Here is a 19085-nt window from a genome sequence, read left to right as displayed (position 1 = left end):
CTGAATCAGTCCTTACGGGGGGTCTGGCGGTTCGGTTTACAAGGAAGTGCGACATGAAAACGATAAAAAAACACGGAGAGCTGCTCTTACTATTTCTATTCGCCTTCGCGTTCTTCTTCGTATTTAAATATGGCCCTTTATACGGAGTCGTCATTGCCTTCAAGGATTTCCGGGTAGTCGACGGTATTTGGGGAAGTCCGTGGGTTGGATTCCAACATTTTCAAGAGATATTCCAGAATGGCGACTTTTACCGTTTACTTAAAAATACGCTGCTGCTGAACTTGTATCAGATGATCTTTTCTTTTCCCGCACCGATCATTCTGGCGATCTTGCTTAACGAGGTCCGCTCCAAGTATTTCCAAAGGTTTATCCAGACGACCATGTATTTGCCCCATTTCGTATCGTGGGTCATCATGTCCGGACTGATTATTTATTTTCTCTCTCCAACGTCTGGTGTTGTAGGAGAAATCATGAAATGGTTTGGAGGAGAACCCGTCTTTTTCATGGGGAAAAAGGAATATTTCCGTCCGATCGTGGTCATTTCCTCCATCCTGAAGGATATCGGCTGGGGCTCGATCATCTACTTCGCAGCCTTAGCGGCGATCAACCCGGAGCTGCATGAATCGGCAGTAATCGATGGAGCCAACAGGTGGCAGCGAATCATTCGAATTAATATTCCATCCATTATGCCTACCATCGCGATCATGTTCATTCTGAGTCTGGGCGGTTTCTTAAGCGCAAATTTCGAACAAATCATCAATCTGCTCAACCCGGTCAATTATGAAACCGGAGACGTCATCGATACTTATGTCTACCGGGTCGGTCTGCAGCAGTTCCAGTACAGTTATACGGCGGCCATAGGTTTGTTTAAATCGCTGGTTGGGCTTCTGCTGATTCTTGGAGCGAATCTTACCGTGCGCAAATTGAGCCGTGGCGAGAGCGGTCTATGGTAAAGGCAGGAGGAAGACCATCATGAAAACAAAAAGATGGCAAGACTTAATTGCACCCGCTATTATCTACCTTACGTTGTCGATCTTGGCACTCATCGTCGTGTACCCTTTCATACATGTTCTATCCGTCTCTTTCAGCGGAAGGGGAGAAGCTCTTCGAAGCGGATTTCATTTTTATCCCCGGGATTTCGAATGGCAGGCATACCGCGAGCTTCTGGACTATCCTTTAATCTGGTCAGGATACGGAAATACGCTGTTCCGGATGGTCGTAGGGACGACGTTAACGCTTCTGGTTACCGTCTGTGCCGCTTATCCGCTCTCCCGTCCAGATTTACCGATGAAACGGTTGCTTATTATGCTGCTGTTGTTCACGATGATCTTCGATGGTGGAATTGTGCCTCAATATTTATTAATAAAAGAACTGCATCTCCTTAACACACTGTGGGTTTATGTGCTGCCGCCGGCTGCCAATGCCTTTCATGTGCTTGTTATGATCTCGTTTTTCCGTTCTATTCCGGATGCACTGATCGAAGCAGCGCGCATCGACGGGGCAAGGGATTTGCGGATACTGTTCCGCATTCTTCTCCCGCTTTCGATTCCGTCTCTTGTGACGATCGGGCTCTGGAATATGGTATATCACATTAATGCTTTTATGGATAACTTGCTGTACGTCACTGATTCTTCCAAATTCGTGCTGCAGCAGGTTGTCCGCCAGATCCTCATCGAGAGCAAGCTCGACCCGTTTACGACGGCGACGCTTACAACACCTCCTGCTCCGGAGAGCCTGAAAATGGCGGCTGTCATTGTCAGCTCCTTGCCGGTGCTCGTGTTGTATCCGTTCTTGCTTAAATATTTTGAAAAAGGAACCATGATTGGGTCAGTGAAAGGGTAGTGATCGTTTTTCATTTTATTCAATTGATTTTAATAGGGAGGGATTATTAAAGATGATGAGAAGACGGATCATCGTTTCATTGATCATCGTCTTGTTGCTGGGTTGTCTGCCGGTTACGGGAACGTATGCGGAGGATATGGAGGATGCCAAGAACCCTGGTGCTGTCTTTTATATTTCAAATGATGGAGATGACTCGAATTCCGGCACTGAAGCGGCTCCTTTCCATACCCTGGAAAAGGCCAGGGACGCGATCCGGCAATTGAAGAAGGGTTCCGGGCTGCCTGAAGGCGGTGTTACGGTCTATTTGAGGGGCGGTACCTATAACCGAAGCGAAAGTTTTCATCTGGAGGAACAGGATTCCGGCACAGAGGATAAGCGGATCACCTATCGGGCTTACCCGGGGGAAAGCGTGCGCTTAAGTGGTGGTCTGGAATTGCAAAAAAACTGGTTTACTCCGGTAACAGACACGAAGGTCCTGAATCGAATCATCAGTCCCGATGCCAGAACGAAGGTTCTGCAGGCAGACTTAAGGACTCATGGGATCAGCGATTACGGTGTCATGAGCCGGCATGGCTATTATAAAGCCAATGATGTCAGTCAGGTTCCCCCGATGGAGCTGTATGTCGAAGGTCAAGGCATGACGCTTGCCCGCTGGCCAAACAACGGAACGGTCCAGATGGGAACCATCACGGATCCCGGACCTACCCGCAATGATCCGGACCTTCAGACACGCGGAGGCACCTTTACTTACAATTACGAAAGACCCGATCTCTGGAAAGAAGCGGATGACATTTGGTTGGACGGTATTTTCGGTTACAGCTGGGAATGGTCGTACAACAAAGTGGCATCGATTGATACAAGTAAAAAGACGATCACCTTGGCCTACGGGGAAATGAGCGGTCTGTTTACCAATTGGTACCCCGACTTCCATTTTGCACAGAACTTGCTAGAGGAGATCGATATGCCAGGCGAGTATTACATCGACCGGAAGCAGGGCGTACTTTACTTCATGCCTACGGCTGCCTTTGAAGGTGATCATCCTGAGATCACGGTTACGATGCTTAAAACCCCGATGATCAATGCGGTCAATGTTTCGCATGTGACCTTTGAAGACCTGATTTTGGAGAATGGCCGAGACTCGGCGGCAGTCATTATGGGCGGAGACGGCGTCAAATTGGATCACTGCGAAATACGCAATTTTTCCAATGGAGGCGTATTGATTAATACCCAGAGCCGCTGGTTGTATAACGACTTCGCCAAAGCGACCGGAGTGAATCATGCGGTGACGGGCTCCCATATTCATCATATCGGAGGCACGGGGGTCATTCTCAATGGGGGAGACAAACAGACACTTGAGCCAGGCAACAATGTCGTGGAGAACAGCCATATCCATGATTTTGCCTACTACCATAAAGCCTACAATCCCAGCATCTTCCTGACAGGGGCAGGGAACAAGGTTTCCCACAACGAAATTCATGACGCACCGCATCCGGGAATGCTGATCTTTGGCAATGATCATCTCGTGGAATACAACAACATTTATGATGTCTGCAAAACCTTCTCGGATCTCGGTGCCATCTATATGAATCTTGGCGAGTCGCCCCAGGAACGGGGATCGGTGATCCGCCGGAATTATTTTCACAACATAGGGGAAGGCAAGGAAGGCGTTCAAGGCGTATATCCGGATAACTTTACCATGGGGATAACTATCGAAGAGAACATATTTAACGGAATGGGCAACGATGCCATTTTGAATAACGGCGGCGCTCATATCAAGACCCGGAACAACCTTTTTATTGATGCGAAAGTGCCGTATGAATATTCGGACATGTATTTAGGCGATAAACCAGACCAGCAGATATCCAAAAACTATATGCCCAAATGGAAGGCTTTGTTCGAAAAGAACAACAATTTCGAAGGGACGCCGCATATGGAGAAATACCCGGAGCTGGCGGATTTCTTCACGGAAAACCGTTATTATCCGGATACTAACACGTTTCAGAACAATGTGATCTATAACCCGACGAGGAAATTAAACAGCACGACGAATGATCAGGGAGCAAATGACAAACGCAACCTGGTCCAGTATGCGAACAACTGGATTACAGATCATGATCCTGGTTTCGTTAATCTGGCGAACGGGGACTTGAACTTAAAAGCGGATGCGGAGGTGTTCCAGAAGATCCCTGGTTTCCAAGCGATCCCTTTCAGTGAGATGGGAACGGTGGGTAAAGTCGGTCCTTACTTGGCTCCGGATCGAATTGCTGTTGATGGAATCCAATTGTATGACGAGAGCGTAACGCTCGGGATTGGAAAGTCGTACGCTTTGTACCCGGCAGTACTTCCCTGGAACGCAACAAACCCTGCGATTCAGTACACGTCCAGCGACCCTTCTGTCGTAAAAGTGGATCAAGCCGGCAAGCTGAAGGGTGTTAATCTGGGGAAAGCTACCGTTACTGCAGTTTCTGCCGATAATCCGTCCTTAAAGGATGAGGTTCAAGTTACGGTCGAAGTCGGGGATGGAATTATCGATTATACCGATTTCGAGAACGGCAGGAACAGCTGGCCGACGGACCCGAACCGGAGCATTGTCGAGGTGGATGGCGGCAACCATATGTATAAGCTTCTTAAAGGAGCAACGACGTTAAACGATAATGATTATAACAACTATGAGCTGACCTTTAAGCTGAAGACCCCGAAAGTCATTGCGGAAGACGCTACGTTCTATGTGTTTGACCGGCTGAATCCTAGCGGAAGCGGCGGCCGGATCGGCTATCGTAAATATGCGAACGGAACGTCTTCCTGGCTCTTGTATAATTCGAACTGGGCTACGGTGAAGCAGAATACGCTGGCTGCCCCGGATTTACAGCCAGACACCATCTATAACATGAAAATTATCGTCAAAGGTCCGGAGATCAGCGTTTATGCCGATAACAAGCTTAAGCTGAAAGCCAGCGACGCGACATTCAACGCATCCGGCAAGGTCGGGTTTTATGCCGGCGGCTTCAGTGAGCTTTTGTTTGATGATATCAAATTCACGGTTCCAAGCACGGACGTGTCCGGTTTGCTGCTTAGCGAGAGCAACGTCAACATGGTCATGGGGGAACAAAAGCAGCTGCAGGTCCAATTTGATCCGCCTGATGCCGAGAACAGGGAAGTCGTCTTTCATACCTCCAGATCGGAGATTGCCACCGTGGATGCAAACGGACTGGTAACCGCTTTGGCGGAAGGCGAGGCTGAAATCACCGTCACTTCGGTCGCCAATCCGGAGGCCACGGCATTCGTACGAATTCAGGTATCCGATGTGATGCACTTTACGGATTTTGATTCGGGAGCGAACGGATGGCCGGTGGACCCGAACCGCAGTATCGTAACCGTAAACGGCAACAAAAAGTATAAAATTTTAAAAGGTGCCTCGGCACTTCATCCGAAGACATTTACGGACTATGACCTGACCTTCACGCTGAAGACGCCGACTGTCATGCCGGATACGGGAACACTCTATGTGTACGATCGTTCCGTCTCCAGCACATCAGGCAAGATTGCTTATAAGAAGCTGGCAGACGGCACCTCGCAATGGCTTCTTTATGACGGGGCATGGAGGGTTTTGAAAACGACGAACCTGCCTGGTGAGGACCTGAAGCCGGACACGGAGTATAACCTTCGTATTCGGGTCGAAGGTGCGGACATCCGCGTATACGTGAACGGGGAGCTTAGGCTTGAAGGAGCGGATACCCGTCATAATCCATCCGGAACGGTAGGTTTCTATGTCGGCGGGTTCAGTGAATTATGGTTCGATGACATCAAGTTTTCTCAGATCGATCGAATCGCTCCTGAAACCACGGCCGTCTTGAGCCCGGCCGAACCGGACGGCTTAAATGGATGGTATACAAGGCCAGTAACACTCACGTTGAGTTCATCTAAAGGGTCAGAAGCCGCGACTACGGAATACAGCCTGGATGGAGGGGATACCTGGCTGGCATATCAGGACGCCCTGACCTTCAGTCAGGATGGCCGTTATTCCATTCGTTACCGTTCGCTGGATCCGACCGGAAATGCGGAGGAAGCGAAATCCCTGGAGTTTAATCTTGATGCTTCGGCTCCCACTATATCGGTGACAGAGCCGATCTCTGGAGACTATACAGGAGTGGATTCCCTGAACCTGTCATGGACAGCTGCCGATGAGATGTCCGGGACGGATGAATCGAAAAGCACAGCAAAGCTCGATGATCAGCAGATGGAGCAGGGAGCGGTGGTGCCCCTCTATACGCTGTCTTTGGGAGCTCACATCTTCACGGTAGCCGCTATGGATGAGGCGGGGAATAAGCAAGAGTCTATAGTTTCGTTCTCAACGTATGCAGACATCAGCTCGCTGAAAGCCTTAGTAACACTCTTCCGGGAAAAGTCCTGGATTGACAATGGCGGGATCGCAAACAGCCTGCTCAAGAAACTGGAAAATGGGAATATCGAAGCCTTCCTGCATGAGGTTCAAGCCCAGAGCAGCAAACACGTTACGGAGGAAGCGGCAGCCTACCTGCTTCGGGATGGGCGGGCTGTAGCGAAAGAATAGAAGACAGAAAAAAGCCTTCCGATCGATTCGGAAAGGCTTTTTCTGTAGATATCAGAAAGTATAAAATTCGAAGCAAGATCTTCCTGATATCGCAAGAAAAACTACATCTTAATGCGGTCTGTCTACTTAGAGATACGTCGATTGACGTTTTTCTAATATCTAATCTTGACATTGCAGCTCCGGATAAACCCAGGCATACGAATGATAAAGCCCGCTGTTTGTATTGATATTGCCCTTGATCGGACGGTATGGGGCGACCAAACGTTCAAATTCCGGATTCTGATACACGACAGACATCGCCTCGTACAAATCGAGGGGCCAAGTGCCGGCTGAGAGCTGTGCCGGGAAGATCGGATCCTCGTCATACGGCCATTCCTCAACATGACCATCGGCATAATGAAAGAATTGTTCGACGGCTTGCTGGAGGCTTTTACCGCCAGGAGAGACCCAGCGGAATAAATCCTCTCCTGTTGTGTCCAGGACCAGCTTGGCGGCGGCCGTAACAGGAGCGAGGGCGAAATAATGATACCACATGGAATTCTTCCCTCGATTTGCTTCTTCCGGAATGAATCCTTCGACGGAGAGGGAATGGTCGAGATGTTCTTTAAGGGCCATTACCTCTTCCGCAAAACAGGGCTTATCATCCATAAAACGATACAGAGCTAACTGGGCATGCAGGCTCCAGCTCCACCAGTTGTTCCGGAGGGGGATACGATCCCACTCCGGCAGACACACCTGCGTCAACCACTCAGTGAATAGATGCCGTTCACGGCCGCTCCAGTCCCCGAATTTTTTAATCCAGTTCGCGGCTATAATCAGGCCAACTCCCAGATAAGCAGATACAAGCGGTCCATCTGGCCCCGTGATTTTCTTATTGACTTGTGCCCAACCCATCATGATTTCTTTCGCTTGATTAGCGTAGGCAGCTGTTCCTGTCAGCCGATATGCAAGTGCAGTTGTATAGGCTGCCTTGGCGTCCTTCTCCATCCGTCGCTTCGCCAGCGTATGCCCCTCAGCATCCTGATAAAAGCCGGGAATATCCCATGTTGAAACAGCATGACCGACCTCGGATAGACTCTCGTTTGCTTCTTCGAGAAGAACTTCAAGTGCAGTTTGGTGTTTCGTATGCATGCTACTTACCTCCTTTGGAATGGAATGATTCATCATAATCACTTCAGCAGCAAGAGATACGGAAGCGTAAACTTATTTGGGCTCTACATCATCCAAGGTGAGACGGTATTGAAGATGTCTCATGTAAGAACCGCCGGCATTCTTAAATACCAAACCGAACCGGATGTCCTCGCCGGACCCTTGTAGGATGGCGATCAGACGATTGATACCGGCACGCAGCTCGATATGACTCTCCGGATCGGGAACACGGCTCCCGTTCAAATAAATCTCAAACCCACAGTTCGTGTTCACTTGAAGCTTTCCGCTAAGGGTTCCATCGACCGGATTGCAGGCAGGGTCCAATACATGAACGAAACAACTCAGGAACCATCGCTCGTCACCGGGATCCTTTATATGAAAGGCTCCGTCCGAAGGTCTTCGTTCTTTTTTGAGCATCCAACCGTATAGACCCTCGCCCAGATTGTTCAGCGAGAACTCCGGATCCGTATAATAGGCCTTCATTTCTTCGTAATTTACCCAAGGTTTGCATGGCAGCGCCATCACCTTGTCAACGGTCCAGTGCGCGTCTTCTTTGGAGCTAAAGAGAAGACCGTCGTCGAAGGTTGCCCCAAAATTAGCCAAGAGCCGACTATATAGGCGTATGGACTTGTCGCTATCTGCTTCAAGGAGCAGTTGGGATAACACGATACTTCCTCGGCCCTGTTCGGCCTGCAGTATGAAACTGCCGGCAGGCTGCCGATTTTCCCGGTTCAGCTCTACCAATGCTAGCCTGCTGTATTCAGAAGTATGCTCATGCACAAAATAATCCTTCCATGCAGTACCTTCTACGCTTGTGCACAGTACCTCGGTATCGGACGCATCCAGACTGTAAGAAGCTAAGGGACGATTCACAACCTCTCTGGGCGAAAGAAACACTTTGTCGAAGCCGAACAGGTCAACCGGACTTAGCCCTTGGACCGCAGGCATATCGTATCTCGCCTCCAAGTGGTATGTCTCATGTTTCAGGATCGAGACTGGACGCTTCAATAGAGCGGATAGGGTAGCTTCATGACCCGGAACAGCGGAAAGGACCACGAGTTTACCACCATGGCGAACATATTCACTAATAACCGCTTCAGATTCCGGATCTGTGAGAAGATGCGGCTCAGCGACAAGAAGACCATAGGTCTCCAGAAGGCTGCTCGTGATATTTCCGAGCACATCGCAGGAAAGGCAAAGTGACCGCAGGAAATGCTCGGCCGGTCCTCCCGGTTCCACGAATGCACCCGTCCGAACCGTTAATGTTTCCACGTTTCCTGCATAAGCGAGCATATTGCGCAGCAAGCAGCAAGCTGCAGGGACAGTATGGAAATGGTCCATGAGCTGCAGTTGATTAGCGATGAAGAGACCATTACCGCTCCGGTATTCCAGAAGAGGCGACCACAGATCCCCGCCATCTCCGAAATCACCTGCGCTGCATTCCAGGATCAGATTGAAGTTGCCCTTGATCGGTTTTTCGTAAGCGGCACGGATGATGGGAGAAGGGCCATCCTCGCGTATTTTTTCGTCCCAGTACATAAAGTCATCATGTTCCAGTCCTTGAAGGACAGGATGATTATAGCTGCCCGAATGGGCCCTAATGAAATCTTGCCTCGAAATCGTCAGATTGCCAAGAGACAGATGGAGCTGTTCCAACAGCAGAAGACGTCCGCCCCTACTTACATAATCTTGGAGCGCCGTCTCCAGTCGGCCGTCCGCATCCTCCAGTCCGCTGCCTGCAACAACCAAATGCTTGGGGGAAAGCTCACCAATCTGTTCGAGCGGGACCCGCTTGCATCCCGGTGCAAGGGTGTTCATCAGATCGAAATCCTCGTCCCGGCCGATGTAGGCCACAGGTCGCCCGACAGAGACAGGGGTAGTCTTAACATGCGATGGATACATTTTGTATCGCAGATCCAGCTCATGAACGGGCTTGTCATCGTGAAACATCACGGCGTGAAAGTGTACAACCGTTACATCCTTGACAGGTTCAGGTTTCCAAGTGATTGTCACGATTTCGTGATTCGCCGGTTCTTGATCGAACGCGAAGAGCTCCCGGTGAAGGAGTCTGCCTTCCTGACGAACTTCACATTCGATCCGAATCTTGCTTCGATGGAACGTATCGTTATAGACATCGAAGCTTCTGATAATCGGCTCATCATCGAAGAAAGAACGATTGTATTCTGCCGGTATCATGGTGGCAGGCTTGAAAGAGGCTTCCATGATCGGGAAAGACGGGTTCTTCGTATATAGCGGATATTCCTTAGGAAGAAGGCCGTTGTTCAGCGTTAAAGAGTATTTCGGAATGACCTTCGGTTTCGGGCCCGCCGCGTTTAAAGCGGATGGAGGAAGCACAATATCGCACTCCGGCATAGCCCGTATGAAATAATGGGCGAAGTTGAAGGTGGAAATTCCGGAAACGCCTTGTCGTCTCGCATATTCCACGAACAGCCGCTCCTTCTCGGCGAGACCTTTGATGCATTCATCCGTGTTTCGATATGCGGCCAACCCTACATACATACTGCTGTTCTGGGGGCAGACATACCACCAGCCGCCGTGTTCGCCGAACACGAGAGGCACCTTCCGATCCCACCCGTCGATCGTCCCGTCAATGTTATAATGCCGGCTCTCGATCTCGGTGCGTGCTTTGGAGAGAAGCCGGTTATCACCTTCAGCGATGATCGGACGGGTAGGATCCAACTTGCGTATGAGGTTCATCATCGAAGGCATATGCTGTTTAAATGTATCGCGGCCGTCCACCCAGCGCATCTCGTTCTGCAAACTCCACACGATGACGGAAGGGTGGTTTCGGTCCCGTTCTACCAGTCTGCTCACATGGGCCTTGCAGTTGGCGATATAATCGGGATGATCCGCAGGCATTGATTTGCTTGAACCGTAAATAGCGGTTTCGTCCACGATCAGCATCCCCATCTCATCGGCGATATCAAGATAATAAGTCGGGTAGGGCTCAGCATGAAGCCGAACGCAGTTCACTCCTGCCTCCTTGCACATGCCATACCAGTTCCGGACATATTCGTGCGTTTGTTGGATCGCGCCTTGGAAATGCCAAGAATCGCCGCGCAGGTTGACGGGAGTACCGTTAAGCATGAACTGCGAACCTTCGATCCAGATTTCCCGGAAGCCGAACTGTTCCTCCACCTGGTCGATAACCGCGTCACTGACAAGGAGCAGCAGTTCCAGCTTGTAGAGGGTTGGTCGTTCAGGGTTCCAGTACTTGGCGTCCTCCCAATCCAAGCGGTACGTGAGTCGGCTTACGACCCCTTGGTCGCTCATCACCAATGCGTCAGTTTCAGCTTGAAGAACGGGGGAGGGGCTCGAATCACCAATCTCCCGCACTTTCAAGATTACCTTATAAGGTTTGCCTAGGGAGTGTTTCGAGGAATGGACCACCGAGGCATCGACCTCAAGTTTGTTCTTCCGGACGGAAGTGCGTATGGTTACATCCGCCAGGGAAACCATCGGCCGGCTTTCGAGATATACATCCTGCCAAATACCTCTGGCAAGAGAACCGAACCATGAGCCCGCTAGACCCGTGATTTTCTGTTGCCCTGAAGGAATCGCCACCTTGTCAAAGCTGCCGCAGACCACATGAAGATTATGTTCGGCATCACTCGTGACAAATTCGGTGATTTCTACCGAGAACGGCAGGTAACCATCCTCCCACATGGCAATGAGGTGATGGTCCAAGTAAACGGCAGCCTTCTGCATTATGCCGTCCATCCGAAGGAATATACGTGCCCCTATAACATCCATGTCTTGAGGCACCCGGAAGGTCCGGTGAAGAACTCCTGCTTCCGCTTGAGCCCACTCCTTCGGATAACGAAACAAATCATATGGAGCATATTCGTGCTCAGGAATGACCCCGAAGATCTTTCCAGGCAGCCTTTCGTAAGAGCTTCTCCAGCTGGAGGGAACTTGGACCTTTTGCTCTTCATAAACCAGCTCAGCAGGAAGCGAGAAGCCTGTGCCTTGCCCATATAAGGGCATGAAATTCCATTCTCCGTTTAAGCAATGTTCAATTCGCATATGAGGAATACTCCTTTCGTTGGGCATTCGTTAGGCCTGGATCATGAGTGGAATTTCCAGCCAGATCCGGGATTGTTCTGCAGGCTGATCCCAGGGTATGAAGTGAGGCTCCATCGTTCCCGCCCAGTCAGACGGCGTATTGGAACTGGAGAGCTTACCTGAATAGGACGGCTTTTCGACGGTTGCCGGATCTTCCGAGTAGAAAAACATCAGATTTTCATGAAGAGCAATCATACCGTACTTATCGCCATCGCCCGGCTTCTCCTCCTGATACTGGTAATGGTAAAACACATAACTGGCCACTTTATCCGGTTTGAGATGGGCGATTCTGGCATAAGGCTTGGCTGAAGTATTTGTTCTTAGCCAATGCTTCTCACTGATCGGCTGCTGATAATGAAAAATATCCATCATCGGCACCCACCTTCTAGGTTTATCCGTTCCGGGCCAGGTTTCCAAAGCGTCTTCGCAGTGAGCGAAGAGTGAATGGGGATCAACCGTCTTAGCCGGACTTTCATAATAAAGAAATAGCTGTGTTCCAAAATGGAACAGGCTGAGATGACTGGCCCCAAATTCCTTCATCCGGATCTGAAGTACGGATAATGCTTCGTTGAACTCTCGTTCCAGGTCGATATTTTCACGGCATTGCGCACGGAAATGATAGCGATACATAAGCCACCTCGTTTTCATGTCGTTTATCCCCATGTTACTGCAATCTGCAGCATGATTCCTTGACGATAGTGACCTTTTTTAGCATAATAGCGACATGAATAGAAAAAGCCATTACCTGGACCTGGGGCTGGAACCGGACTTTGTTTTTCGCATCGAAAAGTGCCCTCTAACTCAAGATTTTAGTGTCCATCAACATGACTATTCCGAGCTGGTTGTCATTCTTGGAGGTACCGCAACTCACATTATTGAAGGAAGGGAGTATCCGATCTCGGCCGGGCAGGTATTCTTCATCCACGGCAATGTTTCCCATGGCTATAAGGACGTGGATCATATTCAGTACGTCAACGTCATGTTTCATCCCGACCAGATCGCTCAACTGCAGGAACTGAAGCTGATGCCCGGCTTTCAAGCCTTATTCTATTTCGAACCGTTCTATCGGAAGGAAATGAACTTTAAAGGGATGCTTACCTTGAATGATGAGCAGCTGCAGCAAGTAGAGGGTTTGCTTGATGTCATTCTGAATGAGCATGATCAGAGGCCGGAAGGTTATCGGATGCTGATCCGCTTATACTTTACGGCACTCATAGGTCTGCTCTCCCGGTATTATGTGGCTAACAACGGGTTGCTTCAGAACAAAGCGCTGCGAATTGCCGAGTCCATTACGTACTTGGAGGAACACTTTCAACAGCCCCTGAGTCTGGATGCGCTGGCGGGAAAAGCCTATTTATCCAAAAGACAGTTTCTTCGCGAATTCGTAAGGAACTTCCAAACGACGCCCATGGACTATGTGATCCGGCGGAGGCTGGATTATTCCTGCACGCTGCTGCGTAATCCCGACTTGTCCATTTTGCAGGTGGCTCAAGAGAGCGGATTCCGGGACCAGAATTATTACGCTCGCCAGTTCAAGAAGAGTTACCTGTGTACGCCTACGGAATACCGGGACAAATATATCTGAATTATTCATAAGAAAACAGCAGGAACGATTTACGTTCCTGCTGTTTTTGTCAAGTCCGGCCCAATCGGGTATTTCGATATTGCCCGGGTGTCATTCCCATCTTTTTTCGAAATAAGCGAATAAAATAATTGGGATTCTCGATTCCTACATGCACACCGATTTCGGATACGGGGAGACCTGTATTTTCCAAAAGGGATTTGGCTTTACTGATCTGCAGCTCGTGCAGGTATTGAAGAGGGCTCAGCCCCGTGTATTTCTTCAGGCAGCGCGAGAGATAGTCAAAATGGAAATGAAGCGTTTCTACCATATGCTTCGCATCGAAGGGACGGGTTACATGCTGCTCGAGATAGGTTATCGTTTGATCGCACAGTATTCTCGAGCGGGGAGCATATTGCAAGCGCAAAGCCGTCTGCAATTCTGTCAACAAGCCAACCAGCTGCCACTGCAACGGTAAGGACGCTGCGGGTGACAAGCTTTGATGAAGCTCCATCATCCGCAGCAGGTATGGAAGAATGCTAGGGGTATGCAGGCTCGTGTATTTAGGAATATACATGACCTGCCGCTGCGGGGTGACATCCAGGTTGGAACTCTTCGTGAAAGGAGTCGACCATGGAATTTGTCCGCTATCCATCGTCCGGACAGGCGCAGAGTGGGCCAAATGGAGCCAATAAATTTCGGTTTCTTCCTCGCAAGGGCGATGCCCGGCATGCAGGCGGTTCGGCTCGAGCACAAGCAAGGAGCCTTCCGTGATTTCGTAAGGTACATCATCTTCCGTCATGTACAAGATGCCCTTCAACACGAATAGCATGTCATACGCATGGAAGGAACGGCTCAGGTGTTGTTGCCCCGGGTTCCAGATGGAGTGACCGATCGTCACCAATTGCGGAAGTGGAGGAATGGTTAGCTCAAGACAATTCATAACAGGCAGCCCTTTCCCTTATTTAATGGTGTTCCCATTGTAGCATGGACTGGAAAGTGATTGGTCGGAAATGTGCTATAAAAAGTCGGCTTTGCACCTATCCGCTCCATGCTGGAAGGACTATATTAGGGATATATGAATAGGAAAGGAAGAGAAATCATGCGATTCCGTCAAGTCCATCTGGATTTCCACACCTCGGAGGCCATTGTCCCGATCGTGGACTGTTTTGACAAAAGGCAGTTTCAAGACATGCTGAAGCTAGGACATGTCGATTCCATAACGGTGTTCTCCAAGTGCCATCATGGCTGGGCATATCATCCATCGGAGGCCAATGAGATTCATCCGGGCTTAAACTTCGATTTGCTTGCGGCCCAGATCGAGGCAGCTCATGAAATCAACGTAAAAACACCGGTATACCTATCGGCCGGATTGGATGAAAAACTGGCCCGGCGGCATCCTGAGTGGCTCATACGAGACAAGAATGATCGAACGAATTGGGCCGAAGGCTTCATGCAGCCAGGCTATCATCAGTTTTGCATGAACTCACCTTATCTCGATATTCTGATCGAACAGGTTCGGGAAGTGGTTCAGCGGTATGACGTAGACGGCGTGTTTCTAGATATTGTAGGTATTCGCAAATGTTACTGTCATAACTGCGTAGATGCCATACGCCGTAAGGGGCATGACCCTCGGAATGAGGAAGCGATGCAAAACCTCTGGGAGAGCACATACGCTAATTACACAGCCAGGGTAAAAGAAACCGTAGAATCGGTAAAACCAGGCCTGCCAATTTTCCATAACGGCGGACATATTAAGCGCGGTCGTCGCGACTTGGCTGCAATGAATACCCATTTGGAACTGGAGTCGCTGCCTACCGGCGGATGGGGTTATGACCATTTTCCGCTTTCGGCCAGGTACGTACAGACGCTCGGATACGATTTTCTGGGCATGACCGGAAAATTTCATACCGCGTGGGGAGAATTCGGCGGGTATAAGCATCCGAACGCGCTTCGTTATGAAACCGCTCTCAGCCTCGCCCATGGTGCGAAATGTTCGATTGGAGACCAGCTTCATCCTGACGGCCGCATGGATCCGGCAACCTATGAATTAATCGGCAAGGCTTTTCAAGAGGTCGAGAGCAAAGAAGCATGGTGCGTGAATGCCACGAACGTCGCGGATGTAGCCCTTTTGTCATTGGAAGCAGCAGGCGTGCACCCGAAAGCCAAAGAGAACGCAAGCCACTCCAATTCGGATGCAGGCGCTGTACGAATGCTGCTGGAGGGTAAAATCCTGTTTGATGTCATTGATATGGAGCATGATTTTTCGGCTTATCAAGTATTGATTTTGCCGGATTATGTGGCGGTGAATGACGAGCTGAAGGATAAGTTGGAACTATTTTTGAATAAGGGAGGTAAGATTCTCGCCACAGGCTGGTCGGGTCTAAATCAAGAAGGCACTCGCTTTGCCATTGACTTTGGAGTTCAATATCTCGGGGTTAATCCTTACCGTCCTGATTACTTTCGTCCTTTGTTCAAGCCTGAGAGCTTGAGGGAAGCTTCCTTCATTATGTATACGGAAGGCCAGAAGCTCTCGCTTGCGGGCGGAACGGAGCTTGGAAGCAGGAAAGACCCGTATTTTAACCGCGATGTTTATACCTTCTGCTCGCACCAGCATACGCCAAGCAGCGATGTCTATGGAGGACCGGGCATGGTAGAGGGCAGCAGCGGAATTTATCTGGCCTGGAATGCGTTTGAGGATTACGCAAACCAAGGAAGTCTGATATTGAAGGAAACGATCCTGTACGCGCTGAACCGCCTGCTGCCTGACAAGACACTTAATACCGATCTGCCAGCTCAAGGCGTGACTACCCTGCAGGAGCAGAAGGAAGAGAAAAGGCTGGTCCATCATCTGCTGTATGCGTCACCGGTTCGCCGCGGAAAAAATATCGAAGTGATTGAGGATATTATACCTCTATATGATGTTGAGGTGTCCATCCGGACTCCCCATCAGGTGAAGAGTGTATATTTGGCGCCGCAAGTTCAGTCCATTTCCTTTCAGTGCGTGAATGGATCGGTGTCTTACACCGTTCCAAAACTGGAATGCCATCAGATGGTCGTCATCGATTATGATTGAAATCAGATAGGAAGGAAGCAAAGCGATGGACTTCAAACCGCTATCAAAGTTTATCGACCGGATCACGGATTGGCGTATTCCATGGGCAGAGGTTCTGGTTCTGTACCAAAATCAAGAGGTGTTCCGGTACCGCAGCGGCTATGCTGACTTGGAAGGACGTATTCCCATCCACGACAGGCAAATCATTCGGCTGTATTCGCTGAGCAAAATCCTGACCTGCACAGCAGCACTTCAGCTGGTAGATAAGGGAGAGCTGCTGTTAAATGATCCGCTGTCGGACTATCTTCCCGAATATGGTGAGATGACCGTGAAGGTGACCTTACCGAGCGGTGAAGTTACTTTCGAGAAAGCAAAGAGACCGATCAGGGTACGGGATCTCTTTACCATGTCGGCAGGGCTCTCTTACGATATCCGTTCGCCTTCGATCCTGGAAGTCGTAAGACGCACAAGCGGCAGAGCTCCGACTCGCGAGGTAGCGGCGGTGATTGCGAAAGAACCGCTGCTGTTCGAACCGGGTGCGAGGTGGAGCTACAGCTTGAGCCATGACGTTCTTGCCGCTTTAGTCGAAGCGGTGGACGGAAGACGGTTCGGTGCCTACGTCCGGGATGAAATCACCGGCCCGCTTGGGATGCGGGATACCGGCTTCGATGTACCGGATGAAGATCGAAGCCGGTTGGCTCCGCAGTATGAATATAGCGAGTCCTTAAGCAAACCTGTTCTCAAAGATGGGAACGATTACATGCTCGGTTCGGAATACGAGAGCGGCGGTGCCGGATTATTCTCCACCGTGAATGACTATGCTCTCTTTCTAAATACGCTTACCAATCAGGGAACAAGCCCTGAAGGTATTCGGATACTGGCTGCCGAGACAGTTGAGCTTATGCGAACGGATCACTTGTCTGAGGCAATGCGCAGCCATTTCTCCTGGTCGCAGCTTGCGGGGTATGGCTACGGGCTGGGTGTTCGCACCCATTGTTCTAAGAAGACTAGCGGATCGCTTAGCCCACTCGGTGAATTCGGCTGGAGCGGCGCGGCTGGCGCTCTTGCTATCATCGATCCGTCATCTCAGGTGACCGTCATGTATGCGCAGCATATGTTGAACAATCAAGAGCCCTATGTACATCCTCGCTTGAGAAATTTGGTTTACACTTGCTTGTAACATCGTTAGGAGGAACCTGTATGAGGATTCGTTATGATCGTTTTCCTGGTGGAGTTCATAAGGCTATCACCCTCAGTTTTGATGATGGGCGGATTCATGACAGGAGACTGGTCGAGAAGTTTAATGCATATGGTCTTAAAGGTACGTTTCACTTAAACAGCGGCACTCTCGGAAAAGAGGGGTTTCTTACGCGGGAGGAGGTACGGCCTCTGTTCATGGGGCATGAAGTATCGGCTCATACCGTCAGCCATCCTTTTCTCGAACAGTCCCCGATCGAACAAATGGTGCAGGAAATCACGGAGGACCGTAAGGGGCTGGAAGCTCTTGTTGGTTATCCCGTACGTGGAATGAGCTATCCTTTTGGTACATATAACGAACAGCTCGTCTCGCTGTTACCCTCACTCGGGATTGAATATGCCCGGACAGCAGCAAACGAGTTCGGGTTCAATATGCCGTCAGACTTCCTAAGATGGCATCCGACCTGCCATTATCGGCAAATGGTGGAATATGCCAATCAATTATTGGCTTTAAAGCAGCGGCATACCCGGATGGCTTTGCTCTATGTATGGGGGCATAGCTATGAGTTTGAGAATGACAACAATTGGGAGCTGATCGATCGGTTTGGAGAACTCGTTGCCGGAAATGAAAGCATTTGGTTTGCTACCAACGCTGAAATCGTTTCTTATATGCAGGCATTGCGGCAGCTCCGTTTCTCAGCCGATTACCGAATGGTCCATAATCCGTCTGCACAAAGTGTATGGGTAAGCGTGGAAGCGGACATCGTTGAGCTGGCGGCAGGCCAATTGACCGTACTTGGCTAATGAGAATAAGACGGAAATAAAGACTAACAGTTAGCTGTTAGTCTTTTTACCTGCAAAAGGAGAGATTCACTGTGAGCAAAAAGGTAGATTATAAAAAAGATTTTAAGAACCTCTATTTGCCAAAAACATTACCGGATATCGTGGAAGTGCCGAGGATGCTGTTTTTTACGATCAGTGGTTCGGGGGACCCTAACGGCGAGGAGTTTGCCAAGGTCATAGAGGCTTTGTACAGTTTAAGTTATGCTGTGAGAATGTCATACAAAAGTGATGATGTACCAGCGGGATACTATGAATATACGGTTTTTCCACTTGAGGGCGTATGGGACTTGCTTGATCGGACAAAGCCTGCGACAGACAAAAGCAATTTTAAATATACGATGATGATACGTCAGCCCGATTTTTTGACCGAAAAAGGGTTTGTGCGATTTCTGGAACAGACGAAGAGAAAGAAACCGAATCCTTTCCTCGAGAAAGTCCGGTTCGAACAAGTGGCAGATGGATTAAGCTGTCAAATGATGCATATGGGAAGCTTTGACGATGAGCCGGAAAGTTTTGCGCAAATGGAAGCATTCTGTACAGTACATGGATTTATCCGTACAAGCAAAATTCATCGGGAAATCTATTTGTCAGATCCTCGAAAGACCGAACCAGCCAAGTTGAAGACGGTGCTAAGATTCCCTGTGGAAAAATGCTGATCGGTGATTTTTAAGGGGAATTCATCGCTATCAAAGGAACTTACCTGTTTGCTTATCATATTAAGGATATACTAATATTAATGAAGTATTGGAACAGCTTGAATCGAACAAAAAAGTGGTGGTTGA

General features: G+C 49.5%; 12 protein-coding genes. 8 read left to right on the top strand and 4 right to left on the bottom strand.

Annotated features, from left to right (window positions below; all coding sequences use genetic code 11):
- Window positions 1-53: 53 nt before the first annotated feature.
- From KJS65_RS08065 to KJS65_RS08055, 3 genes are read left to right on the top strand one after another with little or no spacing between them, the layout of a single operon-like run.
- A complete protein-coding gene (locus KJS65_RS08065; RefSeq protein WP_213649356.1) occupies window positions 54-953 on the top strand; it encodes an ABC transporter permease in 900 nt (299 codons plus the stop codon).
- A gap of 19 nt (window positions 954-972) precedes the next feature.
- Window positions 973-1842 (top strand): carbohydrate ABC transporter permease, encoded by an 870-nt coding sequence (locus tag KJS65_RS08060; RefSeq protein ID WP_213649355.1) that lies wholly within the window; start codon window positions 973-975, stop codon window positions 1840-1842.
- A 52-nt stretch (window positions 1843-1894) separates the two neighbouring features.
- A complete protein-coding gene (locus KJS65_RS08055) occupies window positions 1895-6412 on the top strand; it encodes an Ig-like domain-containing protein (protein ID WP_213649354.1) in 4518 nt (1505 codons plus the stop codon).
- A 159-nt stretch (window positions 6413-6571) separates the two neighbouring features.
- Here KJS65_RS08055 and KJS65_RS08050 read toward each other — a convergent pair whose 3' ends face one another.
- The 3 genes from KJS65_RS08050 to KJS65_RS08040 all read right to left on the bottom strand — a co-directional run bounded on the left by KJS65_RS08050 (window position 6572) and on the right by KJS65_RS08040 (window position 12295).
- Entirely contained in the window at window positions 6572-7543 is a 972-nt protein-coding gene (locus tag KJS65_RS08050) for an alginate lyase family protein (RefSeq protein ID WP_213649353.1), read from the bottom strand.
- 72 nt (window positions 7544-7615) lie between these two features.
- The gene (locus tag KJS65_RS08045) at window positions 7616-11608 is read right to left on the bottom strand and encodes a glycoside hydrolase family 2 protein (RefSeq protein ID WP_213649352.1); all 3993 of its coding nucleotides are present in this window, start codon (window positions 11606-11608) and stop codon (window positions 7616-7618) included.
- Window positions 11609-11638: 30 nt separating this feature from the next.
- Window positions 11639-12295: a hypothetical protein gene (locus KJS65_RS08040; RefSeq protein ID WP_244864430.1), complete on the bottom strand. Its 657-nt coding sequence runs from the start codon at window positions 12293-12295 to the stop codon at window positions 11639-11641.
- Window positions 12296-12371: 76 nt separating this feature from the next.
- On the opposite strand from KJS65_RS08040, the gene KJS65_RS08035 reads away from it, so the two are divergent.
- Complete coding sequence (locus tag KJS65_RS08035; RefSeq protein ID WP_213649351.1) at window positions 12372-13232, top strand: helix-turn-helix domain-containing protein; 861 nt, start codon at window positions 12372-12374, stop codon at window positions 13230-13232.
- A gap of 49 nt (window positions 13233-13281) precedes the next feature.
- On the opposite strand, the gene KJS65_RS08030 is transcribed toward KJS65_RS08035, so the two are convergent.
- Window positions 13282-14151, bottom strand: coding sequence for a helix-turn-helix transcriptional regulator (locus KJS65_RS08030; protein ID WP_213649350.1), 870 nt, complete (start codon window positions 14149-14151; stop codon window positions 13282-13284).
- Window positions 14152-14310: 159 nt separating this feature from the next.
- On the opposite strand from KJS65_RS08030, the gene KJS65_RS08025 reads away from it, so the two are divergent.
- From KJS65_RS08025 to KJS65_RS08010, 4 genes are all read left to right on the top strand, one after another.
- Window positions 14311-16284 carry a beta-galactosidase trimerization domain-containing protein gene (locus KJS65_RS08025; protein ID WP_213649349.1) on the top strand — a complete coding sequence of 658 codons (1974 nt, stop codon included), beginning with the start codon at window positions 14311-14313 and terminating at the stop codon, window positions 16282-16284.
- Window positions 16285-16309: 25 nt separating this feature from the next.
- Entirely contained in the window at window positions 16310-17443 is a 1134-nt protein-coding gene (locus tag KJS65_RS08020; RefSeq protein ID WP_213649348.1) for a serine hydrolase domain-containing protein, read from the top strand.
- Window positions 17444-17463: 20 nt separating this feature from the next.
- Window positions 17464-18264 carry a polysaccharide deacetylase family protein gene (locus KJS65_RS08015; RefSeq protein ID WP_213649347.1) on the top strand — a complete coding sequence of 267 codons (801 nt, stop codon included), beginning with the start codon at window positions 17464-17466 and terminating at the stop codon, window positions 18262-18264.
- Window positions 18265-18335: 71 nt separating this feature from the next.
- The gene (locus KJS65_RS08010; RefSeq protein WP_213649346.1) at window positions 18336-18959 is read left to right on the top strand and encodes a GyrI-like domain-containing protein; all 624 of its coding nucleotides are present in this window, start codon (window positions 18336-18338) and stop codon (window positions 18957-18959) included.
- Window positions 18960-19085 lie beyond the last annotated feature (126 nt).

The organism is Paenibacillus sp. J23TS9, assembly GCF_018403225.1.
Taxonomy (GTDB): domain Bacteria; phylum Bacillota; class Bacilli; order Paenibacillales; family Paenibacillaceae; genus Paenibacillus_AQ.
This window is presented reverse-complemented; position numbering and strand designations above follow the sequence as displayed.

Excerpts from the sequence above, each read along its gene's own strand:
- KJS65_RS08045 (WP_213649352.1), bottom strand. The coding sequence starts at position 11,608 with ATGCGAATTGAACATTGCTTAAACGGAGAATGGAATTTCATGCCCTTA.
- KJS65_RS08040 (WP_244864430.1), bottom strand. The coding sequence starts at position 12,295 with ATGAAAACGAGGTGGCTTATGTATCGCTATCATTTCCGTGCGCAATGC.
- KJS65_RS08015 (WP_213649347.1), top strand. The coding sequence starts at position 17,464 with ATGAGGATTCGTTATGATCGTTTTCCTGGTGGAGTTCATAAGGCTATC.
- KJS65_RS08065 (WP_213649356.1), top strand. The coding sequence starts at position 54 with ATGAAAACGATAAAAAAACACGGAGAGCTGCTCTTACTATTTCTATTC.
- KJS65_RS08055 (WP_213649354.1), top strand. The coding sequence starts at position 1,895 with ATGATGAGAAGACGGATCATCGTTTCATTGATCATCGTCTTGTTGCTG.
- KJS65_RS08035 (WP_213649351.1), top strand. The coding sequence starts at position 12,372 with ATGAATAGAAAAAGCCATTACCTGGACCTGGGGCTGGAACCGGACTTT.
- KJS65_RS08025 (WP_213649349.1), top strand. The coding sequence starts at position 14,311 with ATGCGATTCCGTCAAGTCCATCTGGATTTCCACACCTCGGAGGCCATT.
- KJS65_RS08060 (WP_213649355.1), top strand. The coding sequence starts at position 973 with ATGAAAACAAAAAGATGGCAAGACTTAATTGCACCCGCTATTATCTAC.
- KJS65_RS08020 (WP_213649348.1), top strand. The coding sequence starts at position 16,310 with ATGGACTTCAAACCGCTATCAAAGTTTATCGACCGGATCACGGATTGG.
- KJS65_RS08030 (WP_213649350.1), bottom strand. The coding sequence starts at position 14,151 with ATGAATTGTCTTGAGCTAACCATTCCTCCACTTCCGCAATTGGTGACG.
- KJS65_RS08050 (WP_213649353.1), bottom strand. The coding sequence starts at position 7,543 with ATGCATACGAAACACCAAACTGCACTTGAAGTTCTTCTCGAAGAAGCA.